Raw genomic sequence first — 25,431 nt, 5'->3', positions numbered from 1 at the left:
AACCGTATATTTTATTAGATTTGTTATCTAACCGCCTGCTATTGATGATATTTAAAGGTTTGTTCTGGCTGAAAATAAGCCGGGTCGTTGGCACATTTGCTTGCTCTGCAGTGCTCAGCGTGCTGCTGACCCAACCCTGCCTTTCGCAGTCCTTTTCTTACCGGTTTAAATACCTGACCGTGGATGAGGGACTATCGCATACCGATGCAAATGATATTGCCCAGGATGGCAAAGGCTATTTGTGGGTCGGCACGAATTTCGGGCTTGACCGCTATGACGGTTATGTTATTAAAAAGTATTACAATAATAATGTACCTATCAGCAATGCGCAAAAAAACAGGATCCTTTGTTCCCAGCCAGATAAGGTTGGGAACATATGGCTCGGTACCGAGGATGGTGTGCAGTGTTTTGACCCCTCTGTCGAAAGATATCTTGACTTTAAGCCTGAAGGTAAAGAAAACAGCCCGGTTCTTTCCAAACTGTTGAAAAAGGACGACCTGATTTACGGTCTGGACGCGAACAAACTCAAGGTTTATCTTATAAAGGGCACTTCCCTGATCAGGCAGCAGATCGTTGTACCTGCGGGCCTGTCGTTTTTTGACATCGCATCAGATCGGACCGGCAATATTTATTTTGCTACTGACCGCGGCCTTTGGTATCTTGCTGAAAAAAATACGCTTAAAAGGCTCGAAATTTCCGGTTTTGCCGAATCTCTTATTACCTGCTTATCTTTCAACAGGCATGATCAATTGATTTTTGCGGGTGATGGGCAGGTGGTACTCACCAAGGGGGTAAACTCAAACAAATTGAAAAGTTTGATGATTGAGAAACGATTTCAAACCAATACGTATCGAATTATGCAGATCGTAGACGGGGCTGGTTACTGGTTGAATACCGGCTCGTCGGTCATTCAGTTGGACGAAGAGCTCCGTTTCATTCAAACGATAGCCAATAACAACTCAGTTTACGGGCTGAATTCGAGCTCAGTGCTTAAATTATTCGTTGACCGCTCGCAATGTCTGTGGGCATGTACTGTCGGAGGTGGCCTCAACTTCTGCGACCTCAACCAAAAGCTATTTTATACCCTGCAACACGACGCCGGCAATAACAATTCTTTATCTGGTAACTACATTCGCTCGGTACTGGAAGACGGTGAAAGTCTGTGGATTGGTACGAACGCCAACGGCTTAAATCGATACCATTTTAAATCCAACACCTATACCTTTTATAACACCCGAAACACCCCTGTCAGACTGAAAAACGATGCAGTTTTGGCGCTTGCATTGGATAGTGGACGTAACTTGTGGATAGGCACAAAAAAGGGAATCAGCATACTCAAATCAGACAGGTCCGGGATGTGGATACCACCCGGCTCAGCGCAATTTCCCCGCTATGAGATAGAGACCATAGCCAGGGATCTTTATGGGAATATGTGGTTCGGCAACCATGATAAAATGGGTGTGATTTGGAAAGACAGGCAAAACCATTACCATGTAAAGGAATATAGCGAAGGCCATTTTATACTTGCCGACCTTAACAAGCCGCAGTTGTTGGTTTCCAGTCGCCATGGGCTTAAACAGCTCGTCATCGGCAAGGACGGAACTATCCTAAGCACAGTTCGTTATAAGGCATCTGAGCGCCCGAATTCATTAAGTTCAAATTATCTTTCGCCACTATGCAGGCAAAATGACGGCATTTACTGGATAGGGACTATCGGCGGCGGTTTAAACAAACTATTGTTCACTGCTGACAGGAGTCAATATGCCATCACGCGATATAACAACGACCAACGGATATTTAAAGATGTAGAAGCATTGGAAATGGATAATAGCGCAAACCTGTGGATTGGGGGCAATGCGCTGATCCGCTTTAACCCCGCGCGCGGAACCCTCGTCAGGTACGAGAAAAGTGATGGTTTACAGGGTAACAGCTTTAAAGTCCGCGCCTCTTTTAAAGGAGCAAGCGGCAGACTTTACTTCGGTGGGCTGAACGGACTAAATTACTTCTATCCCGGGCAAATCAAAAATAATGGGATCGCAGCCAGGCCCGTGATCACCGGAATTCTAATTAATAATCAATCGCCCGGTTATGGGCGATCAGATTCAGTTAAAAATTATGTCGATAAAGCCGTCGGCTATATTCACGGGCTAAAATTGGATCATCGTCAGAATAATATTGTACTTTCATTCTCAGCGATGCATTTCGCCAACCCGCTTAAATGTAAATATCGGTACCGATTGGTCGGTTTCGATGTTGGCTGGCGTTACACCGATGGGAAAAACCCAACAGCTGTTTATAATAATCTTGATTTTGAGGATTACAAATTTGTTGTAGAAGCTTCCAACAACGACGGGTTATGGAGTAAAATGGCCGCTGAGATCGCAATTACCATTACCCCGCCATGGTGGAAGTCAACTGCTGCTAAAATAAGCTACGGATTCTTGTTTCTTTGTTCCCTGCTCGCGGTATATATTTACCAGGCCAGGTGGTACCGTTTAAAGAACGAAGTCGAGTTACGTGAGCTTAATGAAAAAAAGCGGGAAGAGATACATCAACAACGTGAAGAACTGTATCAACAACAGCTGCAGTTCTTTACCAATATTTCGCATGAGTTCCGTACTCCGTTAACTTTAATACTGGGGCCGCTTGAAAAACTCATCTCGCAAAATAATAACACAGCGTTGGTGGACGCTTATCAGCTGATGTTTAGAAATGCGCAAAGACTGCTCAACCTGATTAGCGAATTAATGAATTTCAAGAAGGTGTCCGACAGCCTGATCAAATTACATGTCAGACCCTTGATGGTCGATCAATTTTGCGAAAATCTGGCACAGGAGTTCCGAGACCTTGCTGATAAAAAGGGCATAAGCTTTAACCTCGTAATTGATGCCGGGAAGCTTGCATCCTTCCCGCTAAAGGGCTTATTTGATGGGCAGGTACTTGAGAAGGTCCTTTTTAATTTACTAAGCAACGCCTTTAAATACACGCCAAGGGGCGGACAAATATCTTTTGAGGTACTAACCAACTCTAACAGCCAGAGGCCTGTGTATGATACAGTATTTGAACAGTTGTATAAGCAGGAACGGGCAAATAAATACATTTATTTCAGAATCGTAGATACGGGTATTGGCATTTCGGCTGATTCGATCAGTCAAATATTTGACAGTTATTACAGGGTAAGCAACGATCACTTGGGCTCAGGCGTAGGTTTAGCGCTGGTCAAAAGTCTAACCTCACTTCATAAAGGTGACATTTATGTTTCCAGTGAGAGGAATAAAGGGACAGAAGTCGTTATAGGCATACCATGGGGCGATGACAATTATTCCTTACCCGAAACAGCAGCTGTTGAGGCTGATCAGAAAATCAGGCTCGAGACGACTGACAAATCGGTATTGTTTCCTGTTAAAGAAACAGGTAGCGTTGTCGTAACTCCAAAAAGTGGAAAGCACTTGCTGATCGTTGATGACAATGATGAACTTCGCACATTCTTGAAACAGGCGTTCCAGGAACACTATCATATCCTTGAGGCAAACGATGGCCTGAGCGCCCTGGAGATCGCAACTAATCGTGGGCCAGATCTTATTATCAGTGATGTAATGATGCCAAGAATGGACGGTATAGCGTTATGCCGGGAGATCAAACGCCGGGAAGACCTGAAATTCATTCCCTTTATTATTTTATCTGCCAAGGACGCCGTGGCTGCGAAGATCGAAGGACTGGAATCAGGTGCTGATTTCTATTTTACAAAACCAGTCAGTATGGAGGTCTTATTATTGACTGTAAAAAATCTCTTTGAGCAAAGCGAAAGTATCAAACTGCACTATTCAAATGACCTGTTGGTTGAAGCAACCAAGAATCTAAGTACAGAAAAAGACAAGGAATTTACGGCAAAACTTCTGCGTGTTATTGAACAGAACCTGGAAAATCCCAACCTTGACGTTGATTTTTTATGCAGCGAGTTATATGTTAGTCGTACCAAATTGTATCAACAGATCAAAAAAATATCAGAGCAACCGGTAGGTGATTATATAAGAACCATTAGATTAAAGAAAGCCATCCATATCATGACTCATGAAGATGTGACTATGAGCGAGGTCGCTACCCGCATCGGTTTGCAGAGCAATACGAGTTTTTCCAGGGCGTTTAAAAAAGAGTACGGGAAACCGCCGTTGCAGTTCATTCAGGAGCTGAAAAATAGAACATCGACAGTCCAGGTTCAATAAGGCCCCGAAATCAAGATCATTTGATCCTTCCCATCTCAACTGCCCCAACAGCCTATTGGGTTATCAGATGAAACGTAATTATGTTCAAATCTGGCTAAACGAACCCTCTCTCTCTGTTACTGCCATCATCCGAATTCAGCAAGTTATCATCTGCAAAAAAGACCTGCTACAGGCTAAGAAAGACGTCTTCTGATGTCGGTAAGTTCTTAGGGTAAAATGAAGTTCCGCAGGAGTGGGGAGATGATTGACAGGTTTTTAAGCTCCAACCAGCATAATGTCCAGTGGGTAAAATATTGGACAATGTAAAGCATGTTCAGTGAGGGGGAAAGTGATGTGTTAGGTTTACAGATGTGGGTGACAGGCCGTAAAGTTTGCCCATTTTCGCCGGTGAGCTGCTGTAAAAATTCTATTAGCTCAGCTAAAAGATATCGCTTGTTGCCGGGCGCTATGTCACAAACAGCTCGATTCGTTGCCCCAATTGATTGCCTGAATATGCATATTTTTTTGCCATTTGTTCTTTTTAAAGGCAAATGATCCGTTTCTGAAGAGGGTCGCAATAGTGCGATGATAAAGGGCGTATCGATTGGCTATATTTGAATTTGGGAGTGAAATAGTTATCACTTCAACTCATTGTCCTCCCATTGTTATCCAAACCAAATATAGACGTAGTCCCAATTCATTATGTTAGAACAGATTACAGCGCAGCAGCTGATTGATCGGGTAAAAACTCAGTTCGGCACAAACTGGAAAGATTCATCCACGGATGTTTTTTTAGCGGGCGACCCCGATACATTAGTTACCGGGATCGCGACCTCATTTACCCCATCGATTGAAGTTTTGAAGAAATCGGTTTCCTTGGGTAATAATTTGGTCATTACCCAGCAACCTGCATATTATTCACAACAGGAAACCTATATGGTCGGCGACCCAGCCTACCAGTTTAAAAGAGACTATATTGAAAAAAACAAACTGGTGCTTTGGCGGTACTATGATAACTGGAACAACCGCCCATCTGATGGACAGTTGATCGGTTTAGCCAAAGCATTGGGCTGGGATAAATACCGTAGCCCACATGTCAATGCCCCGGCTTATGCCAGGCCGAACAAGTACTTTAATCTCCCTGTGAGTACTTTGCGGGATACAGTAGCCGAGTTTAAAAAGAGATTAAATATCTCCGCGCTGCGGGTTATTGGCAATCCGGCTACACGGATCACTAAAGCAGCCATATCGCACGGTATGTTTAAGCTCTCACAATTACAGGAAATTTTAAAGGACCCCGAGGTTAACCTGATCGTAATTGCCGAAGCGATAGAGTGGGAGGCCTGCGAATATTTCCGGGATATGTTAACCTGGAAAGGACAAGATAAAGCCATGGTTTTGCTCGGCCGGGCGACGGCAGAAGATCCTGGTTATAAAGAAGTGGCTTTATGGCTGTCGACATTTATTAAAGATTTACCAATAACATGGATCCCGGCCGATGAGCCATTTTGGGTAGTTTGATTTTTACCTAACAACATGAAAAATAAAGACATATCCAGGCGAGAGTTTATCAATATAGCTGGTATTGGTATTGCAGGCATTTCCGCAGGGTCGGTGTTACTTGCATCCGGACAAATAGCCCCCGGTTACAAGCCGGCTAATATGAAGATCATGGCTGGCGAGGTCATTGACCGGATCAAAAAGAACCTGGGCGTATCCTGGAAAACACCGACTGTTGATACAGTAAAAGGTGCGGGCACAAATGATATCGTGGTGAACGGTATCACCACTTCATTCATGGCAACGCTGGAAGTTTTGGAGAAATCGGTTAAAGCCGGACATAATTTTATCCTGGCGCATGAGCCAACATTCTGGACAAACCTTGATCAGGGAGAAGGTTTGGATGGTGACCCGATGTACCAGCATAAACAGGAATACATCAGAAGGAATGGCCTGTTCGTTCATCGGTTTCATGACAATTGGCATGCCCGCAAACCTGACGGCATTACTGAAGGCTGGAATAAAGCAATGGGCTTTGACCAGTACCATTATGATGAAACGAGCCATACATGGCAACTGCCGCATGTGATGACACTTGAGACCTATGCAATTGAGATTAGACGCCGGTTGAGAACAGATAGCTTAAGAGTAGTGGGCGATAGGAATCTAATGGTAAGGACGGTAGCTACGGGATCCAACAAAGTACCTAAAAGTGTTGCGCCGTTAGCTGATGTTACGGTACATTACGAGCCCGACCGGGAAAACACCAATACGGAGTGGGAACGTGACCTGGTCTCTTCAGGGCAGAAAAAAGGGTTTATTATCATCTCGCATAACAGGAAAGAAGAGGCCGGTATGGACAATTGTGCTCGCTGGCTGCGTACGTTCATCAATGAAGTGCCTGTACAGTTTATTGAGGCGAATGATCCATTCTGGCGCACAATCTAAACGAACTCGAATTACATATAAATACAAAAATTAACCAAACTAATCAACCCTAAAATTAAAATTATGAAAAAAAAATTAACAACATTGCGATTTTGCAGTGTCATTGCCCTACTTGTTACTGCAGCTTTTATCCCCGGTTGTAAACGTGACTTGCCCGTACCAAAAAGTGAGGCAATGAATTCAACCATGGCTAGAGCAGTAGATCAGAGCGTTTTAAATGCGGACGCTGTTATCGATGGCTATATCAGGGGCTTTATCGTCAGAAATAATGGCCAGGCCTATTTTGCAAAAAGATTAGCCGTGGAGCGTGACAGGACTTTCTTCTGGGGCGAAGCGTATGCAACATTTGCCATTGAAGACGCGTACGATCGCACACCAAACCAGTACAATGCCTCTCTTGTTAGTGATTTGGTTACCAACCTGATCGCAGTAGACGGTACAGACTGGAAATGGGATACCTGGAATGATGATGTTCAGTGGGCCGTTTGGGCATCAATTAGAGCCTATAAGATTACCGGGAACCGTGCTTTTTTGGATGTTGCAGCCAAAAATTGGAATATGGTTTGGACCCGCGGCTGGGACAGCCGTTTTGATGGTGGTATTTGGGAATTAATGGATGACATTAATAGTGGTGGTGGAAAATGTGGGTTGAGTAACTGGCCACAAATCATTACCGGTGCTTTGCTTTATGAAGCTACAAATGATCCTGCGTACTTAGAGAAGTGCAAACAAAATTATGCTTGGGCCCGCACTCATATCTGGGATGCCAACACAGGAAGGGTTTTCGAAGGCTACGGCCCGGATCCAAGTAAAAATTTTACAGGTGATGACAATCAATATAACTACGGTTTAATGATTAATGCTGCGCAATCTTTATATAAAATAACTAAAGATCCTATGTATTACAACGATGCTAAAAGATCAATTAACCGTATCCTTACTAAAATTAATTGGGGGATTTTGAACGAAGACAAACCGGCAAACGGTGGCTTTGGTTGCGATCAGTTAGTACGTGGTATTGCGAAGTTTGCACGCGAAAACAATGAGTGGGGAACATATTATCCATGGCTGAAACAAAATTGCGATGCCGCATGGAACAGACGTCGTACTGATTTCAACATTACAGGAAATAAATTCCAGGAACAAACCTCAACAACATATAATTGGTGGGCGATGGAAGTTGAAGGTTCGGTAGTCATTCAAATGGTTACCATTCCATCATCCAACCCTATCGTTGGCGACCACTCTATTGTTAACGTACTAAGTGGGAAAGCGGTTGACAATTCATCATCCAATGCTAATGGTTTTGGTGTAGTTCAATGGACTAAAAACGGAGGTAGTCAGCAAAAGTGGAGATTAACTCAGAATGCAGACTATTCGTGGTATATTGTAAGTCAGTGGAGTGGAAAAGCTTTAGATAATCCTGATGGTACTAAAACTAACGGGAGACAGATGGTTCAATGGACCTTTAACTATGGTGAAAACCAAAAATGGTGGATAGATCAACAACCTGATGGTACCTATAAAATTTGGAACAAGGTAAGTGGCAGCAGCCTGGATAACTCAAATTCTACGACCGATGGTGGAAAAATAATTCAATGGACATGGAGCGGGCAAAATCAGCAACGCTGGCGCCTTGAATAACGACCGTACTTAAAAATAAAGGGCTGTCGTTCTGAAAATGAAGACAGCCCTTTTACATTTCAAGGTAGTTATTCCTTTCTGGCGAACCAGCTCCAGAAAAACCTGTACTTTATACCGACGCCGCAGGTAAGAATCGTCACTTTAGGTTATTCCTGTTTATGTTCTAGAAGCCTTCCTAGGTTAACTGAAAGTCCAATAGAAATCCCTTTGCTTTTCCTCTCAACTTTGTTAAGTGGAGTGCTCAAAACCTGACCATTTTGAAGGAACAATTTATCTTCTCCCTCTCCAGTATTCCAATAACTGAATTGTCCCCTCAAGGTTGCTTTAAGGAATGGAGTCAAACTGTAGCCAATGATAACTTCAGGTACGATACCGAATCCTTTGGATTTGTGAGTGAAACTGACCGGATGTTGGAAGACATCAATTAAATTCCAATTTGCGTCCGCGGAATAATCGATTTGATTGTAAGTGAATCGATTCAACAGATTAAGTTTTTTACCAATCGCAAATTCCATCTCAAAACCTACTTTGTAACCCAACCACCTTGCATCATAAGTGCTTTGCAGGTTTAGATTTGCCGGACCCTTGTCTTCCGATATATATAGTTCCTGACTTGCGGCGCCGTATCCGATAAAAGGTGTAATTGAGATGTTATCGGTTAATGAAATACAGTACCCTCCAGTTAGGCCGTAGCTTAACAATTGTCCGTCATTACTCTCAAATACTCCAGAATATACCGCATCCTTTCTATTGCTCTTTTGGAAATCGGTATCGCTGACGGTTCCATCATAGATTGATGCTTTCGAAAATATGGCTCGAACAAGCAGCTTATCTTTAAAACGATAGCTGCCGGCGATTAATATTTCATTACTTTTTAAATTTTTCCAGGCTAGCTCTGAAAGAATATTGATATAGGTGTTGTCAGTTGTATAGCCGGCAATCGACCAATTGAAGGCATCCTGCATTCGTCCACCAGAAATATCAATTTCGAAGTCCGAATTTCGCGAAGTCTTTTGTGAGAGACAACGCTCGCTTGCTAACAATAGAAATATAACAATTCCGCAAAACAGACTGCTCTTTTTCATGGTCTCTGGTAATAATATGTCATTTGATCTAATGCATTCATAGTTTCGGGTATACACAGGGGTATTTCAATTTACCAATTCTGACTAGCATAAAGAAACACCTACTGTGATTGTGGAGAGAATTTGTACAAAATGTTTGATATCTAAGTGCTGCTTCTGCCGAAATAATTACTCCTTAGGGATTTCAGGTGTTACAACAGGAAAACACACCTGGAGTCATAAGCAGACAAACTTATTGTTATTGCTTACTGCCGATGATCATGTTCTTACTTAAGTCAGCAAAGCGGTAATTACACTAAACTAATTATGTTGGAATGATGAAAAACCATGGTTTCTCATCATTCCAGCATAATCCCATCCAAAAGGTTTCTACGAATCATGGCTGAATACCTGAGGGACGACCCTATTTGGGATCCAGGAGCTTAACTTTAAAAAAGGCGGATGCTTTGTTGGATAAGTTGTTGCTGATCAGAAAGCCTTTGTATGCAGTCAGGTTTTCAACTTGCGTAGCTGTTAGCTTACCGTCTTTATAAGTTTCAATTAGATATCTACCTTTCCTTTTTACCAGGATTTCTACCGGGATATCAGCCTTCTTCTCCTTAATCTTGTCATCCAAATCATCCGGAAAATGAAGGATGCCAAGTGCGGCATTATTGCCGTTGTGCAGGCAACTTACTTTTCCCCCGCCGTATGTTGAAGTGATCGAAATGTTATCTCCGGTGCCGGGCAACCCCTGCCAAATGATGTCCTCATTTGCGGTTACCATTGCCATGAACTTTTGATAAAATTCCCCATTCTCATTGATCACTCCGTCGCGCGTACCCATGTGACCATACGAATAGACCGCAAAGCCCTGCGAACCGCGCTCAAGAAAGTTGATCATAAATTCCTGCGTGTAGGGCAGCGTATTAAGCTTGCCAATACCGATCTCCGTGCTCATTAAGATCGGAAGWNGCGTMGKRTAGSNGWANASAKTRTWKAYCTYRKWRRYCKSNGTMWMNATTAWWMMARAWMTTRKTYNCNGATRGNNCCAKWASAMCATGGTAGCGATCACATCGATCTTACTGTCACGAAACGTGGTTGCATCTGTGCCGCTTCGGTCGATAATGCCAGTCTCTCCTTTTTCAGGTCCCCCGGCTATTGGGTTCATCATGGTGAGCTTATAGGGATCCTCTAAATGATAAGCGGTAGTGAATCTTGAAAACCATAACTTTACGATCGCTAGCTTGAAGCGGTTCCATGAAGTTTCTCCTGTTWSTGKKYWCYWTTTATSMAWGRAYRSKWKSRTATGCSKNTTKWWATCTGCGTCTTCCCCCTGATAACTAATGTGTTCCTCATTGCCAAGTTGGACCCCGATCACCGACGGTGAGTTTTTATAGTGAGCTGCAAGCCGGCCGAGCATCCTGATGATCCGGTTATGGACCACAGGATTCCCGTAGCATGGCATTATTTCGGTGTATTTCTTTTCTTTTTGTGTCGGGATATCTTTGATAATATCTCCATTTTTGTCCTTAACCCATTGTATAGCATAATTGGCCCCATCGCGGGTATCCAGATTATACATCCACAGGTTTTCAGCCGCAGGTAAAAAAGGCATATCAAACTGTTCATGCATAAAAAGTGCCCAGACTATTTTTATGCCACGACTTTCCGCTTTTGCGACGATCTTGTCAGTGTACGAGAAATCAAATTTTCCATCCTGAGGCTCAATGTCGCTCCAATGTATGATAAACATAGCCGCGTTGGCACCCATTTTTTTGTAGGCATCAAATACAAGGTCAAAATCAGCATTCCTTGTGTCCCAAAAGCCGGTTTCGATTCCTTTCATGTAGAAGGGCTTCAGGTTTCCAGATTTGTCATTAGCCATAACTGCGAGTTTGTTGTTGCTAAGGCGTATCAGACCCAGAGGCACCTTGGCCGTGCGGGCTGCTTTTTCAGAGAGTATGGTGACTGTCTTTACTTGAAACGCGGGATCAAACAGATCATCAACGCTTTTGATCGCTAGTCCATGACCCGGAATTCCACTAGTTCGTTTTTCGGTTGCTTTATTGTTCTGAGCGCTGACATCGGCACAAAAAGCCAGAAGCAGAATTCCCGTTAAATATAAATATTTCATGATTTTAGATTTCTTAATGGTTAATTTCTTTGTTGTGAATCCTGTTGTTTTAAATAGCTTTGCCCGTTCAATGGAAATTTGTCTCGGCAAATAATTTTCCATAATGATGTATTGCGTCGCATTTTATTCTTTTTGTCAGGATTTAGGCTTAAAGTTTTATTTTTTCAGGTCTTCGATCGTTAGAGTAGGCTCAATCACTCGTTGCGTCACGATCCGCGCCGAGGCAGTCTTAAGATTCGGCGCACTTACCTCAATCTGAATTTCCCCAATTTTGTTGGTAGATTGCAAAACGGCGAGGGCTAACCCATTAAAGGTTTTTCGTTGACTGTCTTTCATTGCAGTATGGTCAACCTGATTGCCGTTGTCTAAACCAATTAAACGCCCGGTGCCATTCACTTTCACCTGAATTAAATTATCCGCATCAGGCACCACATGGCCATTTTCATCTATAATTTCAATTTTCAAATGAGCTACGTCGGTTTCATTAGCTTGCAGCGAATTTTTATCTGAAGATAAACGAATAGCAGCAGGAGTTCCGGTTGTATGTATTTCTTCCTTGTAAGCGATTTTACCATTTTTCCTTCCAACCGCAGTTAGTACCCCAGGCGTGTATGGGACATCCCAAATCAAATGGAGGTCAGCTGTGCTGGTGTAGACTGGCGGCGTGGCGTAGGCATCCCATGCACCAGCGTTTCCTTGACGGGGAAAGTTCAGCGATTTTATCCCATAAGATTTGCCATTTAGAAACAGTTCAACACTGTCACAATTTGTATAGGCCATCACTTGCATGACTGTGCCTTCTTTCCCTTTCCAATTCCAGTGCGGCGACAGGTGAATCATCGGTTTGGGTGTCCATTGGCTTTGATAGAAGTAATAACTGTCTTTCGGAAATCCGCAAAGATCAATTACGCCCGCGGTCGAACTTTTGGCCGGCCATTTAGCTTCCCCTAAGTAATCTATGCCGGTCCACATAAAATCCCCGATGACATAATCGTTCATCGATACAAATTTCCAAAGCTGCTCGGCCCGTACAACGGTAGACATATTAGCAGGCCTGATGACCGACGAGTCAATGTCTACTCCGCGGTCGCCCCCCCGGTAATAATTGCCTCGCATTCCCCTTATTGAAACGCTTTCAGTCCCAACCATCTTCCAGTTTGGATGATCCTGATGGTCTTTACTATAGAATAATTCGCGTCTGTCATGCCACCGGTCCACATAATTGTATCCCACAATATCCAGCATGTCAAGAAAGGGCAACTTGGCCGGCGCATCATCGGCCGCTATTCTGTCGTTGCCGGTTGTTACCGGACGTGTAGGATCTTCTTTGTGAAAAGCCTCAATTAATGGACGAAGAATTTCAGCGCCATTTGATTGTGATTGCTCGCCTATTTCATTGCCTGCACTCCACATAACAACCGAGGGATGATTACGGTCTCGATGTACAAAATCGACAATATCCCTTTGTGACCATTCATCAAAGTATTGATTAATTCCGTATTTTACTTTACCTGATTTCCATTCATCGAAAATCTCATTCATTACCAGGAAACCCATTTTATCACATAAATCCAAAAACTCCGGAGCGGCAGGATTGTGAGAAGTTCTGATCGCGTTGCAACCCATGTCCTTCAGTATCTGTAGGCGGCGTACCCACATATCTTCCGGCACGGCAGTGCCAACACTGCCTGCATCGTGATGGAGGCAAACACCATTCATTTTAACTTTTTTACCGTTAAGCAAAAACCCCTTGGTAGAACTATAGTCTATTTTTCGAACACCGAAGGTGCTTTCAAAATCATCAATTATTTTTCCATCCTGCTTGATAATGGAATGCATGGTGTATAGATGCGGTGTATTCACATCCCATAGGGCAGGGGAAGAAATTTTCAGCTGTTGCGTAAAAACTTCGCTGGAGTTAGGCTCAGTCATAACGGGGATAGTGGCAGATGCAACCTCTTTTCCATCAGGACTGTAAATTTTTGATGTAAGCACCGTTTTACTCACTTTAGACCCATGGTTTTCAACAGTTGTTTTCACCGAAACAGTTGCAGAATCGGCGCTCACATGAGGTGTGGTTATGTAAGTGCCCCATTGCCCGACATGTACCGGCGCGGTGATGTTAAGCCATACATGCCGGTAAATACCTGAACCTGCATACCAGCGGGAGTTGGGCTGCTGGGAGTTATCAACCCTTACAGCAATGGTGTTTTTACCTGGTAAGAGGTATGGGGTAAGATCATAAACAAAGCTTACATATCCGTTGGGCCTTTTCCCCAGGTTATGGTTATTGATCCATACTTCGCTGTTCATGTAGACACCATCAAATTGTATGCTTACCTGTTTACCCTTGGTTGCTGAGGATGGTAAGTTAAATTGCTTTCGGTACCAGCCTATCCCAGTAGGCAAATAGCCACCGGCACCGCCTGCGGGAGCATCCTTTTGAAATTTTCCTTCGATGCTCCAGTCATGGGGCAGGTTCAGTAGCCTCCAGGAGCTGTCGTCAAATTCATTCGCCGAAGCACTTTTATTGTCACCAAGAAAAAACTTCCAGTTACGGTCCATTAATAACTTATAACGCTCTTTTGTGGGTTTCGCTTGTGAAATATTGGTAGCAAGTATAGTCAAGCAGATGGCAAAAAATATATGTTTCATCTTTCTAAATTCTAATTCACGGTTTAATAACCAAGGTTCTGTTCGATCACACCTTTGCCCTGTACGATCACCGCGTTAGGGATAGGATAAAGTACCATATAAGGTTTGGCATTGGTTTTCCCGCGTTCGATGGCATTGGAAATAAAACTGCCGTTTCGAATTAAATCCTGCCTGCGAGACCCTTCTGCATAGAGTTCCCGGCCTCGTTCATCTAACAAAGCGGCTTGGAACTGACTTTGCGTCATTCCGGAAAAAGGTGCGACCCCAGCCCTTGTTCTTACTTCATTCACATACACGTAAGCCTCTTCAGGACCACGTTGTTCGTTAATTGCCTCGGCCAAGGATAAAAGCACCTCTGCATAACGAAAAACTACTACATCTATTCCATAGCCTGGGCCGTTTCCGCTGATCCCCGTGAATTTCAATGGGACTGCGCCCCTTAAGCCTGAGCTTCTGTTTGCTATCGCCCCGTCTGTCTTGGTATAGTTCTCTATGATAGTTGATTTTCTCAAATCGCCCGCTTCATATTTGTCATAGAAAGCCCATGGCATAAAAATCGATGCCCAGCCCGGTTCTCTTGTAATCCCGCCGCCTGTTTTGAAGTCTCCCGGTAATGAACTTTGTATCCAATAATTTGGCGAAGCATCATTAGCCGGTACAGCATAAATAATTTCATTGTTTGCTTTTTGTTTAAAGACATTGGCATAGCCTGAGGCTCCGGTAAGCAAGGAATAATTCATAGCCGCAAGATTTTTAGCCACTTCTTCTGCTTTTGCCCATTGTTTATTGTGCATATACAGTTTAAGTAATACCATATTTGCCACTCCTTTTGATACGCGGCCCCAGTTTGCGGCATCTGCGTTGTATTTATCCTTCAGATCCGGTATGGCCTCTTTTAGATCCTTTTCTATAAACTCACAGTATTCTGCGGCTGAGGGTCGTGGGGTTGCCGAAGTATCTGTCAATGTAGCGGGATCTGTTTTTACATTTACCGGGCCATAAAGATCATATAGAATATACATCAACCAGGCTCTTAAGGTCTTGGCTTGGGCTGTGTAACTCTTCTTAATCGCCTCATTCACATTGTCGCTCTTATTGATCGCATCGATTATTTCGGTAGCCCTGGCTACATAACTGATCTTATAGTAAGTCGGCTCTTTGTCTCCTGTCCAGGTTGATGCCCCCCAGGTAAAGTTTAAAAGGTCTCTGTCTCCTTCGCCGTTAACTTCGTCGGTTGAAAGCAGCGATCGCAGTAAATAGGTCCTGGAATTGGAATTGTATAATGATGGATACCATACTCCACTGCCAGGATCGGGGTTGCCCCAGTTCGTGGTAAAAGGAACATATAAGGTGATTAAGGCGGAATTGGCATCGCTCTCTGACTGGTAGAAGTTTTGCGGGGTTAATTGCGAGTAAATTTTGGTCTCCAGCGCCTTCTCACAGCTACTTAGAAAAACCATGCCTGTGCATATCAGGCATAAAACGATTACTACGTTAGTTTTAAAATTATACTTTTTCATAATAATGAGTTTAAAAGTTTACGTTGATGCCAAATGTAGTTGACAAGGTTTGTGGATAGGGATTGTCTTCAGAGAGCTCCGGATCGTATCCATTATAATTGGTTATGGTAGCCAGGTTTTGTAGATCTAAAAACATGCGAACTGAACGGACGATTTTCATTCTTTGAAATGTATATCCCAAAGTGACATTTCGGATCCTCAGGTAGTTAACGTTCTGCTGGTAAAAATCGCTTGTGCTGGTGGGATTAGCGCCGGCATAGGGATTGGCGGCTACACCTGGCAGGAATCCGGTAGGATTGCCAGTAGTCCACACATTTTTTATTCCAATCAGCGTGTTTTGCGCATCCTGCCTTGCGATCCTGTCGGGGCCGTAGAATCCGGCGTAATTATTAGACATATACTGCTTAATTCTTCCATAGACGAACACATTTAAATCAAAATTTTTGAAAGAAAGGGTGTTACCTAAACCCAGTATCCATTTAGGATCCCGATAGCCTAGCTTCACAACATCTTTTACGTCTAATTTGCCATCACTGTTTTGGTCAATATACCGGACATTGCCCAGTCTCGCGTCAGGCATGTAGGATGGCCGGCCTTCCGCATTCTGGATGATACCGTCGGTTTGCCAGCCATAAACAACATCCAGCCGGTCATCTTTTTTCTGATAGATATTTAACACATCATAGGGGCTTCTCTTCAGCCATCTGTTGCGATATTGGGAGATGTTAAATAGAGTTTCCCAGCGAAGTTTCCCTGTAGTGTTTTTGGAGTTCACGCTAAATTCAATTCCTTCGCTCCGGGTGTCTCCGCCCAAGTTTGTCTGGTATCTTGAAACAGAATTGTTGAACGGCAAAGGCACGTATCGTATGAAATCAGTAGCGTCTCTTCTGAATACTTCGATTGCGCCTGTCACGCGGTCATTCAGCAATCCATAATCCAACCCGATATTTATTGATTTATCAGTCTCCCAGGTCAGGTTATCATTACCCAGTTGTGTTAAGGCTACGCTTGGATACAGCGTGTTGCCTATTAAGAAGCTTCCGCCGCCCAAGCCATAAAGGGTCAGCGCATTTAAGTTGGCGTCATTTCCGACTGCTCCATATCCAACACGGAACTTAAGGTTGGAAACAACTTTGGATGAGGATAAGAAGGATTCCTGTGAAATTTGCCAGCCCAAAGATACCCCGGGAAAGATTCCCCATTTATTGTTGGCGGCAAAGTTGCTCGATCCGTCACGTCTGGCGTTGAAAGACAGCATGTATTTTGAGTTGAATGCGTAGTTGATCCTTAAAAATTGCGATATCTTAACCACTTCACTCTTCGAAGAATTTTGAAAACTCTTTTCCTTATTGCTGGCGATACCGACGTTATCCGGGCCAAGGGCATCTGTAAAGAAGCCCACTGCTTGCAAGCCAAAATTTTCACTGTGCGTTTTATAATATCCGCCACCACCAACGATACTCAAGCTGTGTTTACCAAAGATTTTATCAAAAGTCGCATAGCCTTCCCCGCTGTAGTTACCTAAAACATTGGTTGACAATTGTGCCATACCCTCGGGTAATTGAGCGTTTCGTGCCTTTCTAGGAAGATAATAGCTCAAACGTGAGCTCTGCCTGTCGATCCCGCTTACCAGATTAAATTTAAGGTTGTCCAGAACTTTTACCTCCAGATTGGGCGCTATAAAAATCCTGTTTGTTTTTGTCGTGTTGGTAATGATGAAAAATGCAGCCGGGTTGGTGATTAACCTGTTCAGGCTGGTTGAATAATTACCGGCTTCATCATAAATGCCCACCGTTGGCACGTAGGCATATGCTGCCTGTAGGCCATTATATTTTTCTACTCCTCCGCCGTCGTTCGATCCGGTCGTCGCATTATTGCTGTTGATCTGGCTAAAGGTTGTATTTACCAAAAACTTCACGCGCGCGCCCAACTGTTGTTCCAGGTTCATCCGGCCGGTGTACCTTTTAAAGTCAGAATTTTCGATGATTGCTTTGTTGTTATAATAATTTAAGGAAGTATACATTTTCGTTTTTTCAGAACCGCTCGATATGGATACGTTATGTTCATTAATGTTACCATTTCTGATTAGCAGGCCCAGCCAATCAGTACCGGCGCCTGCTGATGCGATCTGATCCTGAGAGAACAGCGGGGAAAAAACCGGCGAAGCTGTAGAGTTGCCATAAGGCGCCAGGTTGTTGTCGTATAAGAATTTGTCTTTTGCGATACGCACCTGCTGTTCCATAAAATCCCTGGCGTTTAAAAACTGGAAATAGTCTTTCGGAGACTGCACCGTGTAGCTACCCCTGTAGTCGGTTTGAATTTTTCCGTTCTTGCCCTTTTTGGTTGTAATTAATACTACGCCGTTTGCCGCTGCAGATCCGTAAATGGCTGCTGCGCTGGCATCCTTAAGCACGTCAATAGATTCGATGTCAGAGGGATTGATAGAGCTTAAAGGATCTCGGTCCACACCCCCTGCAAAACCTATATCTTTTTGATCGATGCTAGGTTCCGGTGCCCTGTTGTTAAACAGAGGTACGCCGTCGATCACATACAGTGGAGCAGCGCTGCCTCCTCTTATGTTAACAGAGAGCCCTCCTCCGGGCTGCGCACTGCGCTGGTTCAGGTTCAGTCCGGCAGCTCTGCCCTGTAAAAGATTATTGATGGACACATTGGCTACCTGCGGTAAATCCTTAGTGCTGATGGAAACGACCGAGCCGGTAACGTCCCGCTTTCTTTGCGTTCCATATCCTACCACAGCTACCTCTGAGAGCGCGTTTTCAGCGGTCTTCATGGAAATTTTGATCGGGGCAGTATTTCTAATGACATAGTCCTGGCTTTCAAAGCCCAGGTAGCTAAACCGTAATGTTTGCCCGATAATTGCCTCAATTGTAAACTTACCCTGGTTGTCAGTTGCTGCGGCCTTTGTACTGTTGAGTAACTTCACAGACACAGAGGGCATTGGCAGTCCGTCATCTGCGGATAAAACTGTGCCGGTAATGACATTTTGGATCGCTTTGGTCGTGGTGAGTGGTGCGTCCATTTTGGTGACAACAATCGTGTTGTCTTTGATCAGAAAACTAACAGGCTGGTTGGTAAAACATCTCTTTAAAACGTCTAGAAATGGTTCATTTTTCACCAAAACACTAACCGGTTTAGTGTTCTGTAAACTTTCAGAGTTATAGATAAACTCATAGTCGGATTGATTGGTCAACAGTTGAAATACCGCTTCCAGCGAAGCGTTCTTCACGTTAAGGCTGATGTTCTGTGCATAGGTATTTGCATTAACCTGAAAAATGCACACCAACATTAAGATTGTTACTAATTTCATCGTCCGAAACAATTTGGATAAGCGGCGTGAAGTGACAGCACGCTTACATGCAAAATAATTTTTATACATTTGGTTAGTTGAGATTAATTGGTAAAAGATTTAAGCTTGACGACTGCCGCAAGGCTAGATCGGGGGCGTTCGCTGCGTCTCCGATTTAATCGTTCGATAATGACTTGAATAGATTTATTTCATAACAATAATTTTCCTCCCTTCTATTTTAAACTTAACGCTCTTAGTTAACCCTAATAGCTCAAGTATTTGATGGATACTTTTGTCCCTGGAGATGTAACCGCTAAAACGCATTGCATCAAAGTTATCTTTGTAGCTAATTTCAACATTGTACCACCTGGCTATTTGATTCATGATGACCTTAAGCTCTTCATTTTGAAACCGGAAAAAGCCGTTTTTCCAGGCGACCGCTGCTCTGATATCTACGGATTTCACTTTCAGGTCAAACTCATCCAAAATCGCCTGTTGGCCTGGTTTCAATAGGCTGGTCCGTTCGCTGCTTTTGTCTGCAACCATTACACTTCCTTCCAACAGCGTTGTTTTCGCAAAAGGTTCGTCATTGTAAGAGTTGATGTTGAAATGGGTTCCTAAGACAGTGATGGTTTGTTTCTTGCTGATTACCCTGAATGGTTTTTCTGGATTGTGGGCGACCTCAAAATATCCTTCCCCCGACAGTTCAACCTCTCGTTTGCCACCTGAAAACCTGGTTGGATACTTTAAAGTCGACGCTGCGTTAAGCCACACATGTGTACCATCACTCAGTGCGACCTGGTATTGCCCGCCTTGTGGTGTAGAAATGGTATTAAATTCAGCTTTTTCCGCTTCCAGTGAACCGGCTTTGTAAACCAACTCGCCGTCGCTTGTTTTGGTAATCGCCAAATCTTCCCCGCTTATTAACGCACCAGTTTTATGATCATTTAAATTGATTTGTGTTCCATTTGCTAGGGTAAGGATCGCTTGGTTTTTCCCCGGCATTATCGGCAGCACGCTTGTTCTGCTTTTACTGAGAATAGTCGCCTCCGGCTGTTGCTTACCGATGAAATATAAGCTTACAGAAAAGACCATTATGATTGTTGCTGCAATTGAAATGTATCTCAAAACCAAAGTCCTTCTGGTTGGCCTGGCCTCATTGTAATTGGCACTGAAATCCCGATAAAGTTCCGCTGACAGCTCTTCCTTGCCTCCGGCTTCTGATATCCACGAATCTAAGTTTTTACCGTTATCTAAAGATTGAAACCATTTATCGAGTTCTTCGGATTGCTTTTCAGACAGTTCGTTTCTTTGGTGCAATTCTAGAAGGCGTGCCAGATATTCTTTATTCATTCGGTTTTATATAAGGTGTTCTTCCCCGGACTCCAAGTCTTATTTTAAAGTGCCCTGTTTTATTAAGACACCCATCTAGGCACTAGCCGTTACTCAGGTGATAAATATTTTTTAAATGTTGTGATTTACATTTTTTACATCGGATTATACCTTGACGCCAATCCGTTCTTTTGTGTTTGCTTGGAAGGCTATGGCACAGGAGTCAGTTGGGCACCGTGATGACCGTTGCACCTGAATGGAAAAGAAAATTTATTATATCTTGATTATAAGTGAAATAACCTATACTTTTATCTACCATAACCAAATAAACCATTAAACCAATTGAACAACATAGCGACGAGGAGCTGATATTGCTTTGGAAAAGCGGTAGTGATGATGCTTTTTCAGCGCTTTACACCAAATATGCATTGAAGTTGCTGAGTGTTGCCGTAAAGAAAACCAATAACAGAGACGATGCGCAGGAGCTGGTTCAAAACTCGTTTTTAAAATTATATCAGCGAAAAGAGAATATTGAAGCGAATACACCGGTTTTTCCGTACCTGTATGTTGTTTTGAAAAATCAGGTTCTAAACTATCATCGCAGTCTATTGGTCCGACAAAAGTATGAAACTTATGTCTTTGCTAATTTTGTCGAGGATGATAACTCATTGGTTGAAAACCTGGAAAGTAAGAATCTGGAAAAAGATCTCGAAAATGCGGTAGAACAGCTGCCCGAGAAATGCCAGCAGGTCTTTATAATGAGCCGAAAAAACAACCTATCGAATAAGGAGATTGCCTCGGCGTTGAACATCTCTGAAAATACTGTTGAGCAGCATATGCGAAGAGCTTTGGGAAAACTGCGTGTCTCACTCAAAGAATATCTGGTAAATTACATTTTACTGTTTTTGTTCATTCATTTGTTATAGACCCGGCTGCCTTTTCTCCGGGCGCATTTGGTTTTTATGCAAGATCGTCCATGGTAGATGCGGCTATTAAGAGCCAGGTCGGTATATCCAAAGCGCCTCTCTATAATTGAATATTCAAAGTGCCTTTGGCCTCAGTTTTTTTTCTGACTTTCATTAAGTATAAATGACTTAGAACAACTTGATGAAAAGCACTCATAGTCGTTTTTCATAGCAGCGATTTCAGTCTTTATTCTGCTTTCGTATTGTGTCATTTGCTGGAGTACCGCCGCATTTGCGGCCTGCGAAACCAGAGGTTCTCCCATAGGAGTATACGGGAAAGGTTCCCGGCATTGAACTGTGTGTATTGCGTGATTCCGCAGTGCGGGTAAGTAATAGTATGTCGCATCAAAAACTGCTGATATTTAGTTGGTCTGACGGATTAATTAATTTCACCGATATACTGGGAAGCCTTTGTATTCGCAGCATTGTAGAAGGATAAAATGTATGCCACGGGTTCAATGCTCGTTTTATCCTGAAAATTATTATTCTCAATAAGATAGCGAAGCGAGTTTCTCAGTTTAGTGTGATAAAAGCTGTAAAGCTTGAAACGGAAGAAATCCTTGTCATCTGCTGTAAAATTGCTCTTTTCAATGCGTTTCTCAATCATTTCAAAAGACTTGGCCATCAAGATGATTTTGGATCCATGAATGGTTTTAAAGAACTGTGCTTCCGTGTTGTTAAGGTCAAAGCGTAAGCCTCTGGCCATGTTTAATAAGGCATAGTATCCTGTTGAAATCTGTGGTTCGCCACCCTGCCTTGCTGCCTGATAAGAAAAGTTTTCAACGTCCAGATCAAGCTGGTTTAACAACATAAACACCATGTCGCCATCGGATTTTGATCTTTGGTCTTTGTTTGATTCAATCTGTTTAATTAGGGCAAAGAAGATTAGAACCGATGATATAGCTGTAAAAAAGGGTGTGGTAATTCCGCTCAGTGCTGTGCCAATATTTGCAGCATGGGCTGTTGTAAGGTCAAACTCTTTAATAAAAGAAGGGAGCTGAACTACGCTGATCGCCGCGGTTGAGAGAGCCAATAATACGATCAGGCTATAGGCGACAATTAGGAATGTTTGCTTCATGGTTCTTGTTTTCCGGCCAATCTACTTTAAATTTTAGAATACGGTAGTGTACCCGGGGGTTTTGCAATGTAAATCTATCTCTGAACATCTCGGTATGTGGGAAAATGCCGCCTCATCAGCATTCACTTCTATTGGCTTGTTCATCATAAAATAACCCGATTCTGTCGGATCTGCAGCACGGTAGGGTTGTGCTCCACCGGCAGGCTTTAGGAGAATTCTTCCTTGTCCACTTTAAAACATACTGTCCATAATGAGACAATTGAATCCTAGCTCTTAATTATAATTAGCTTATAATCAGTTGTTTATTTCTGGCATTTGCATTGAAATACAGGATGCAAATCAATGATAAATATGGACCGTGAAATTTCAGTTCAACAGCAAGCCAGGCGAAGAGCCAAAATATACCTCATTCTACTACTGGGAGTAGCTACTGCTACTTTTGGATTTATTTACTTCAAAGGAATGGTAGAACCTGCTGTAAATCGCAGCGATTTTAAAACTTCAATTGCAGAATCTGGCGTAATAGAAGCAACGGTCCCAGCCTCAGGGATCGTTATGCCAGAGTACGAGCTAACCATCAGTTCGCCAGTAAATGCAAAGATTGAACAAGTGATGTTTAATGCCGGTGAAAAAGTTCTTGCCGGTCAGTCAATTTTACGCCTGAACAAGGAATCTTCTTTGCTGGCTTTTGAAAAGCTGAACGAGGAGCAGCATGTGAACCGCAACAAAATATATCAGCTGTCATTGGAACTGGAGAAAAGCCTTGACGAACTCAAAACACAATATGCCATCAAAGAGATGAAGATCAATAGCCTGGAGACGGCTTTGGAACATGAACAATCACTCCTGGACATTGGCGGGAGTACCCAGGAGAACGTAAAGCAGGCCCGTTTGACCCTGAATGTTGCCAAACTGGAACTGACCCAGATCAAAAAACAGATTGAAAACCAGAAGGCGATGATGAAAGCCAACCTGAAAAGTCTGGGTTATGAAATCAACATTCGTGAAAAAGACATTAAAGGGATTAGCGATAAACTGAAGGGCGCCGCAATTTCTTCGCCAAGAAAGGGGGTGATCACCTGGGTAAACAGCAAAATCGGTGCAGAAATCAGCGAAGGCGAAGAGCTTGTGCGCATTGCTGATTTGAGCAGTTTTAAAGTGGAGGCCAGTATTTCCGATACCTATGCGGACGAGGTAAAAGCTGGCAGAACCGCCATGATCAGGATCAACAAAACAGATCTCCGCGGCAATATCAGTAATGTACAGCCGGCAGTTGAAAATGGTACGGTAAAGTTTTCTGTCAGTTTGAGTGACAAGAACTCAAAACTGCTGCGGACCAATCTGAAGGTTGATGTTTTCGTCATCACTTCCTATAAGGAACGGACAATAAGAATAAAGAACGGCCCGGCCTTTAACGGTTCCGAGGAACAGCAGATTTTTGTCCTCAAGGGCAATGAAGCGATACGGCGAAAAATAAAAACCGGAGAAAGCAATTCCGATTTCATCGAAATATCGTCCGGTATCCAGCCGGGAGAAAGTGTGATCACCTCAGATATGCAGGATTTTATCCATCTGGAAAAGGTCAGGGTTAAATAGACATAGATAAAAGAAAACCATGATCAAATCAATGATAATTATCGCCGGTTTATTTTTGCCTGCAACAGTGATGGGCCAGAGTCTTCAGGATACTGTTAAACTAAAGCTGACTGAAGTAATTGATATAGCCAGGGCACACTCTACTGCTGCGGTCCAGGCGGCTACCATACGTGAAAACCAATACTGGCAGTATAAGACCTTTAAGTCCAATTATAGCCCTCAACTGAGCCTGGATGGCACCTTGCCCCAGTTCAGTAAAACCAATATCCCGGTGATCCAGCCAGACGGAACAGTAGAATTTAAACCGGTGACCAATGACAATTCACAGTTGAATTTAGGATTGACACAAAATATCGGTTTGACAGGCGGTCAGGTGTTTCTTGGGTCGAATGTACTCAGGTTTTCAGATTTCGACCGCAGGCAGACCCGGTACAATGGAAACCCATTGGTGATTGGCCTGAACCAGCCTTTGTTTGCATTCAACGCCCTGGCCTGGGATAAAAAGATCGAGCCTTTGCGATATGAAGAATCACAGAAGAAATATAAAGAGGACATGGAACTGGTGGGACGCGATGCTTCGGAACTTTTTTTCAGCCTGCTGATCGCACAAATCAACCGGGATATCGCGGCCAAAAACCTGTCCAACAACGAGACCATATACAGGATCGGCGAGGGTAAAGCCGCACTGGGACGACTATCAAAAGATGAACTGCTGCGCTTAAAACTCGGTGTCCTGAATGCTCATAAAGCCATGGCACAGGCCAATGTAGATGCTGAAACTGCCGATCTCCAGTTAAAATCCTTTATCGGTTTTTCAGAAACTAACCAGATTCAGCTTATCCTTCCGGAAGAGCTGCTGACTTTCAAAATTGATAAGGAAGTAGCAGTTGAGCAGGCAAGGAATAACCGTCAGCAGGCCATAGAATTTAAAAGGGCCTTGCTGGAAGCAGATAAAGAAGTAGCAAAAGCAAAAGGAGAGAATGGGCTTAAAGTCAACCTGTTCGGGACTTTTGGACTCACCAACGTGGCTGACCGGCTGCCGGGGATCTATGCCGATGCCAGAGACCAGCAGGAAATACGGCTGGGGTTTCAGGTCCCCATCCTTGACTGGGGCCGCTCGGCCTCAAAGATCAAAACGGCACAGTCAAACCGCAAGCTCGTAGAAGCCAGGGTAAAACAGGCCCGGATCAATTTTGAGCAGGAGATTTATACCACACTCAGACAATTGTCGATGATCCAGGATCAGATGAAGACCAATGCAGAGGCCGACGTTACGGCGAGTCAGCGTTTTGAAATTGCAAAAAAGCGGTACTTTTTGAATGACCTGAGCATCACCGATCTCAACATCGCATTACAGGAAAAGGACCAGGCGCGCCGTGATTATATCTTTTCTTTAAAGAGCTTTTGGAATGCCTTCTTTAATCTCCGGGTGCTGACGCTTTATGATTTTACGACCAATACAAAAATCTGATTTAAACCAATC

13 protein-coding genes and 1 pseudogene are annotated in these 25,431 nt (G+C 43.4%); 7 read left to right on the top strand and 7 right to left on the bottom strand.

The features are described 5' to 3' along the window. Nucleotides 1-44 precede the first annotated feature (44 nt). The 4 genes from N824_RS26115 (at nucleotide 45) to N824_RS26100 (ending at nucleotide 8,294) form a co-directional block, all read left to right on the top strand. Entirely contained in the window at nucleotides 45-4,223 is a 4,179-nt protein-coding gene (locus N824_RS26115) for a hybrid sensor histidine kinase/response regulator transcription factor (RefSeq protein WP_048908053.1), read from the top strand. 681 nt (nucleotides 4,224-4,904) lie between these two features. Beyond that, on the top strand, nucleotides 4,905-5,723 hold the full coding sequence (locus tag N824_RS26110) for a Nif3-like dinuclear metal center hexameric protein (protein ID WP_048908052.1): 819 nt from the start codon (nucleotides 4,905-4,907) through the stop codon (nucleotides 5,721-5,723). 15 nt (nucleotides 5,724-5,738) lie between these two features. Further along, nucleotides 5,739-6,650, top strand: coding sequence for a Nif3-like dinuclear metal center hexameric protein (locus tag N824_RS26105; RefSeq protein ID WP_048908051.1), 912 nt, complete (start codon nucleotides 5,739-5,741; stop codon nucleotides 6,648-6,650). A 63-nt stretch (nucleotides 6,651-6,713) separates the two neighbouring features. Continuing rightward, the gene (locus N824_RS26100; RefSeq protein ID WP_048908050.1) at nucleotides 6,714-8,294 is read left to right on the top strand and encodes an RICIN domain-containing protein; all 1,581 of its coding nucleotides are present in this window, start codon (nucleotides 6,714-6,716) and stop codon (nucleotides 8,292-8,294) included. 146 nt (nucleotides 8,295-8,440) lie between these two features. Here the strand turns inward: N824_RS26100 and N824_RS26095 are convergent, their stop codons facing one another. The 6 genes and pseudogenes from N824_RS26095 to N824_RS26070 form a co-directional block, all read right to left on the bottom strand. After that, entirely contained in the window at nucleotides 8,441-9,379 is a 939-nt protein-coding gene (locus N824_RS26095) for a hypothetical protein (protein ID WP_152542467.1), read from the bottom strand. Between the two features lie 403 nt (nucleotides 9,380-9,782). After that, nucleotides 9,783-11,597 (bottom strand): annotated as a pseudogene (locus tag N824_RS26090) (beta-galactosidase). Between the two features lie 54 nt (nucleotides 11,598-11,651). Next, nucleotides 11,652-14,150, bottom strand: coding sequence for a sugar-binding domain-containing protein (locus N824_RS26085; protein ID WP_048908047.1), 2,499 nt, complete (start codon nucleotides 14,148-14,150; stop codon nucleotides 11,652-11,654). Between the two features lie 23 nt (nucleotides 14,151-14,173). After that, on the bottom strand, nucleotides 14,174-15,670 hold the full coding sequence (locus N824_RS26080; protein ID WP_048908046.1) for a RagB/SusD family nutrient uptake outer membrane protein: 1,497 nt from the start codon (nucleotides 15,668-15,670) through the stop codon (nucleotides 14,174-14,176). 10 nt (nucleotides 15,671-15,680) lie between these two features. Next, nucleotides 15,681-18,998 carry a SusC/RagA family TonB-linked outer membrane protein gene (locus N824_RS26075; protein ID WP_161662370.1) on the bottom strand — a complete coding sequence of 1,106 codons (3,318 nt, stop codon included), beginning with the start codon at nucleotides 18,996-18,998 and terminating at the stop codon, nucleotides 15,681-15,683. A 183-nt stretch (nucleotides 18,999-19,181) separates the two neighbouring features. Then, a complete protein-coding gene (locus N824_RS26070) occupies nucleotides 19,182-20,330 on the bottom strand; it encodes a FecR family protein (RefSeq protein ID WP_048908044.1) in 1,149 nt (382 codons plus the stop codon). Nucleotides 20,331-20,680: 350 nt separating this feature from the next. Here N824_RS26070 and N824_RS26065 point away from each other — a divergent pair, with 350 nt between their 5' ends. Further along, entirely contained in the window at nucleotides 20,681-21,235 is a 555-nt protein-coding gene (locus N824_RS26065; RefSeq protein WP_048908043.1) for an RNA polymerase sigma factor, read from the top strand. A 418-nt stretch (nucleotides 21,236-21,653) separates the two neighbouring features. Here the strand turns inward: N824_RS26065 and N824_RS26060 are convergent, their stop codons facing one another. Next, nucleotides 21,654-22,352 carry a hypothetical protein gene (locus N824_RS26060; RefSeq protein ID WP_048908042.1) on the bottom strand — a complete coding sequence of 233 codons (699 nt, stop codon included), beginning with the start codon at nucleotides 22,350-22,352 and terminating at the stop codon, nucleotides 21,654-21,656. A 351-nt stretch (nucleotides 22,353-22,703) separates the two neighbouring features. Here N824_RS26060 and N824_RS26055 point away from each other — a divergent pair, with 351 nt between their 5' ends. Both N824_RS26055 and N824_RS26050 read left to right on the top strand, forming a co-directional pair. Continuing rightward, nucleotides 22,704-23,948, top strand: coding sequence for an efflux RND transporter periplasmic adaptor subunit (locus tag N824_RS26055; RefSeq protein ID WP_161662369.1), 1,245 nt, complete (start codon nucleotides 22,704-22,706; stop codon nucleotides 23,946-23,948). Nucleotides 23,949-23,967: 19 nt separating this feature from the next. Further along, the gene (locus tag N824_RS26050; RefSeq protein WP_200869940.1) at nucleotides 23,968-25,419 is read left to right on the top strand and encodes a TolC family protein; all 1,452 of its coding nucleotides are present in this window, start codon (nucleotides 23,968-23,970) and stop codon (nucleotides 25,417-25,419) included. The last annotated feature ends 12 nt before the right edge of the window (nucleotides 25,420-25,431 follow it).

The sequence above is a fragment of the Pedobacter sp. V48 genome, from assembly GCF_000523515.1.
Taxonomy (GTDB): Bacteria; Bacteroidota; Bacteroidia; order Sphingobacteriales; family Sphingobacteriaceae; genus Pedobacter.
This window is presented reverse-complemented; position numbering and strand designations above follow the sequence as displayed.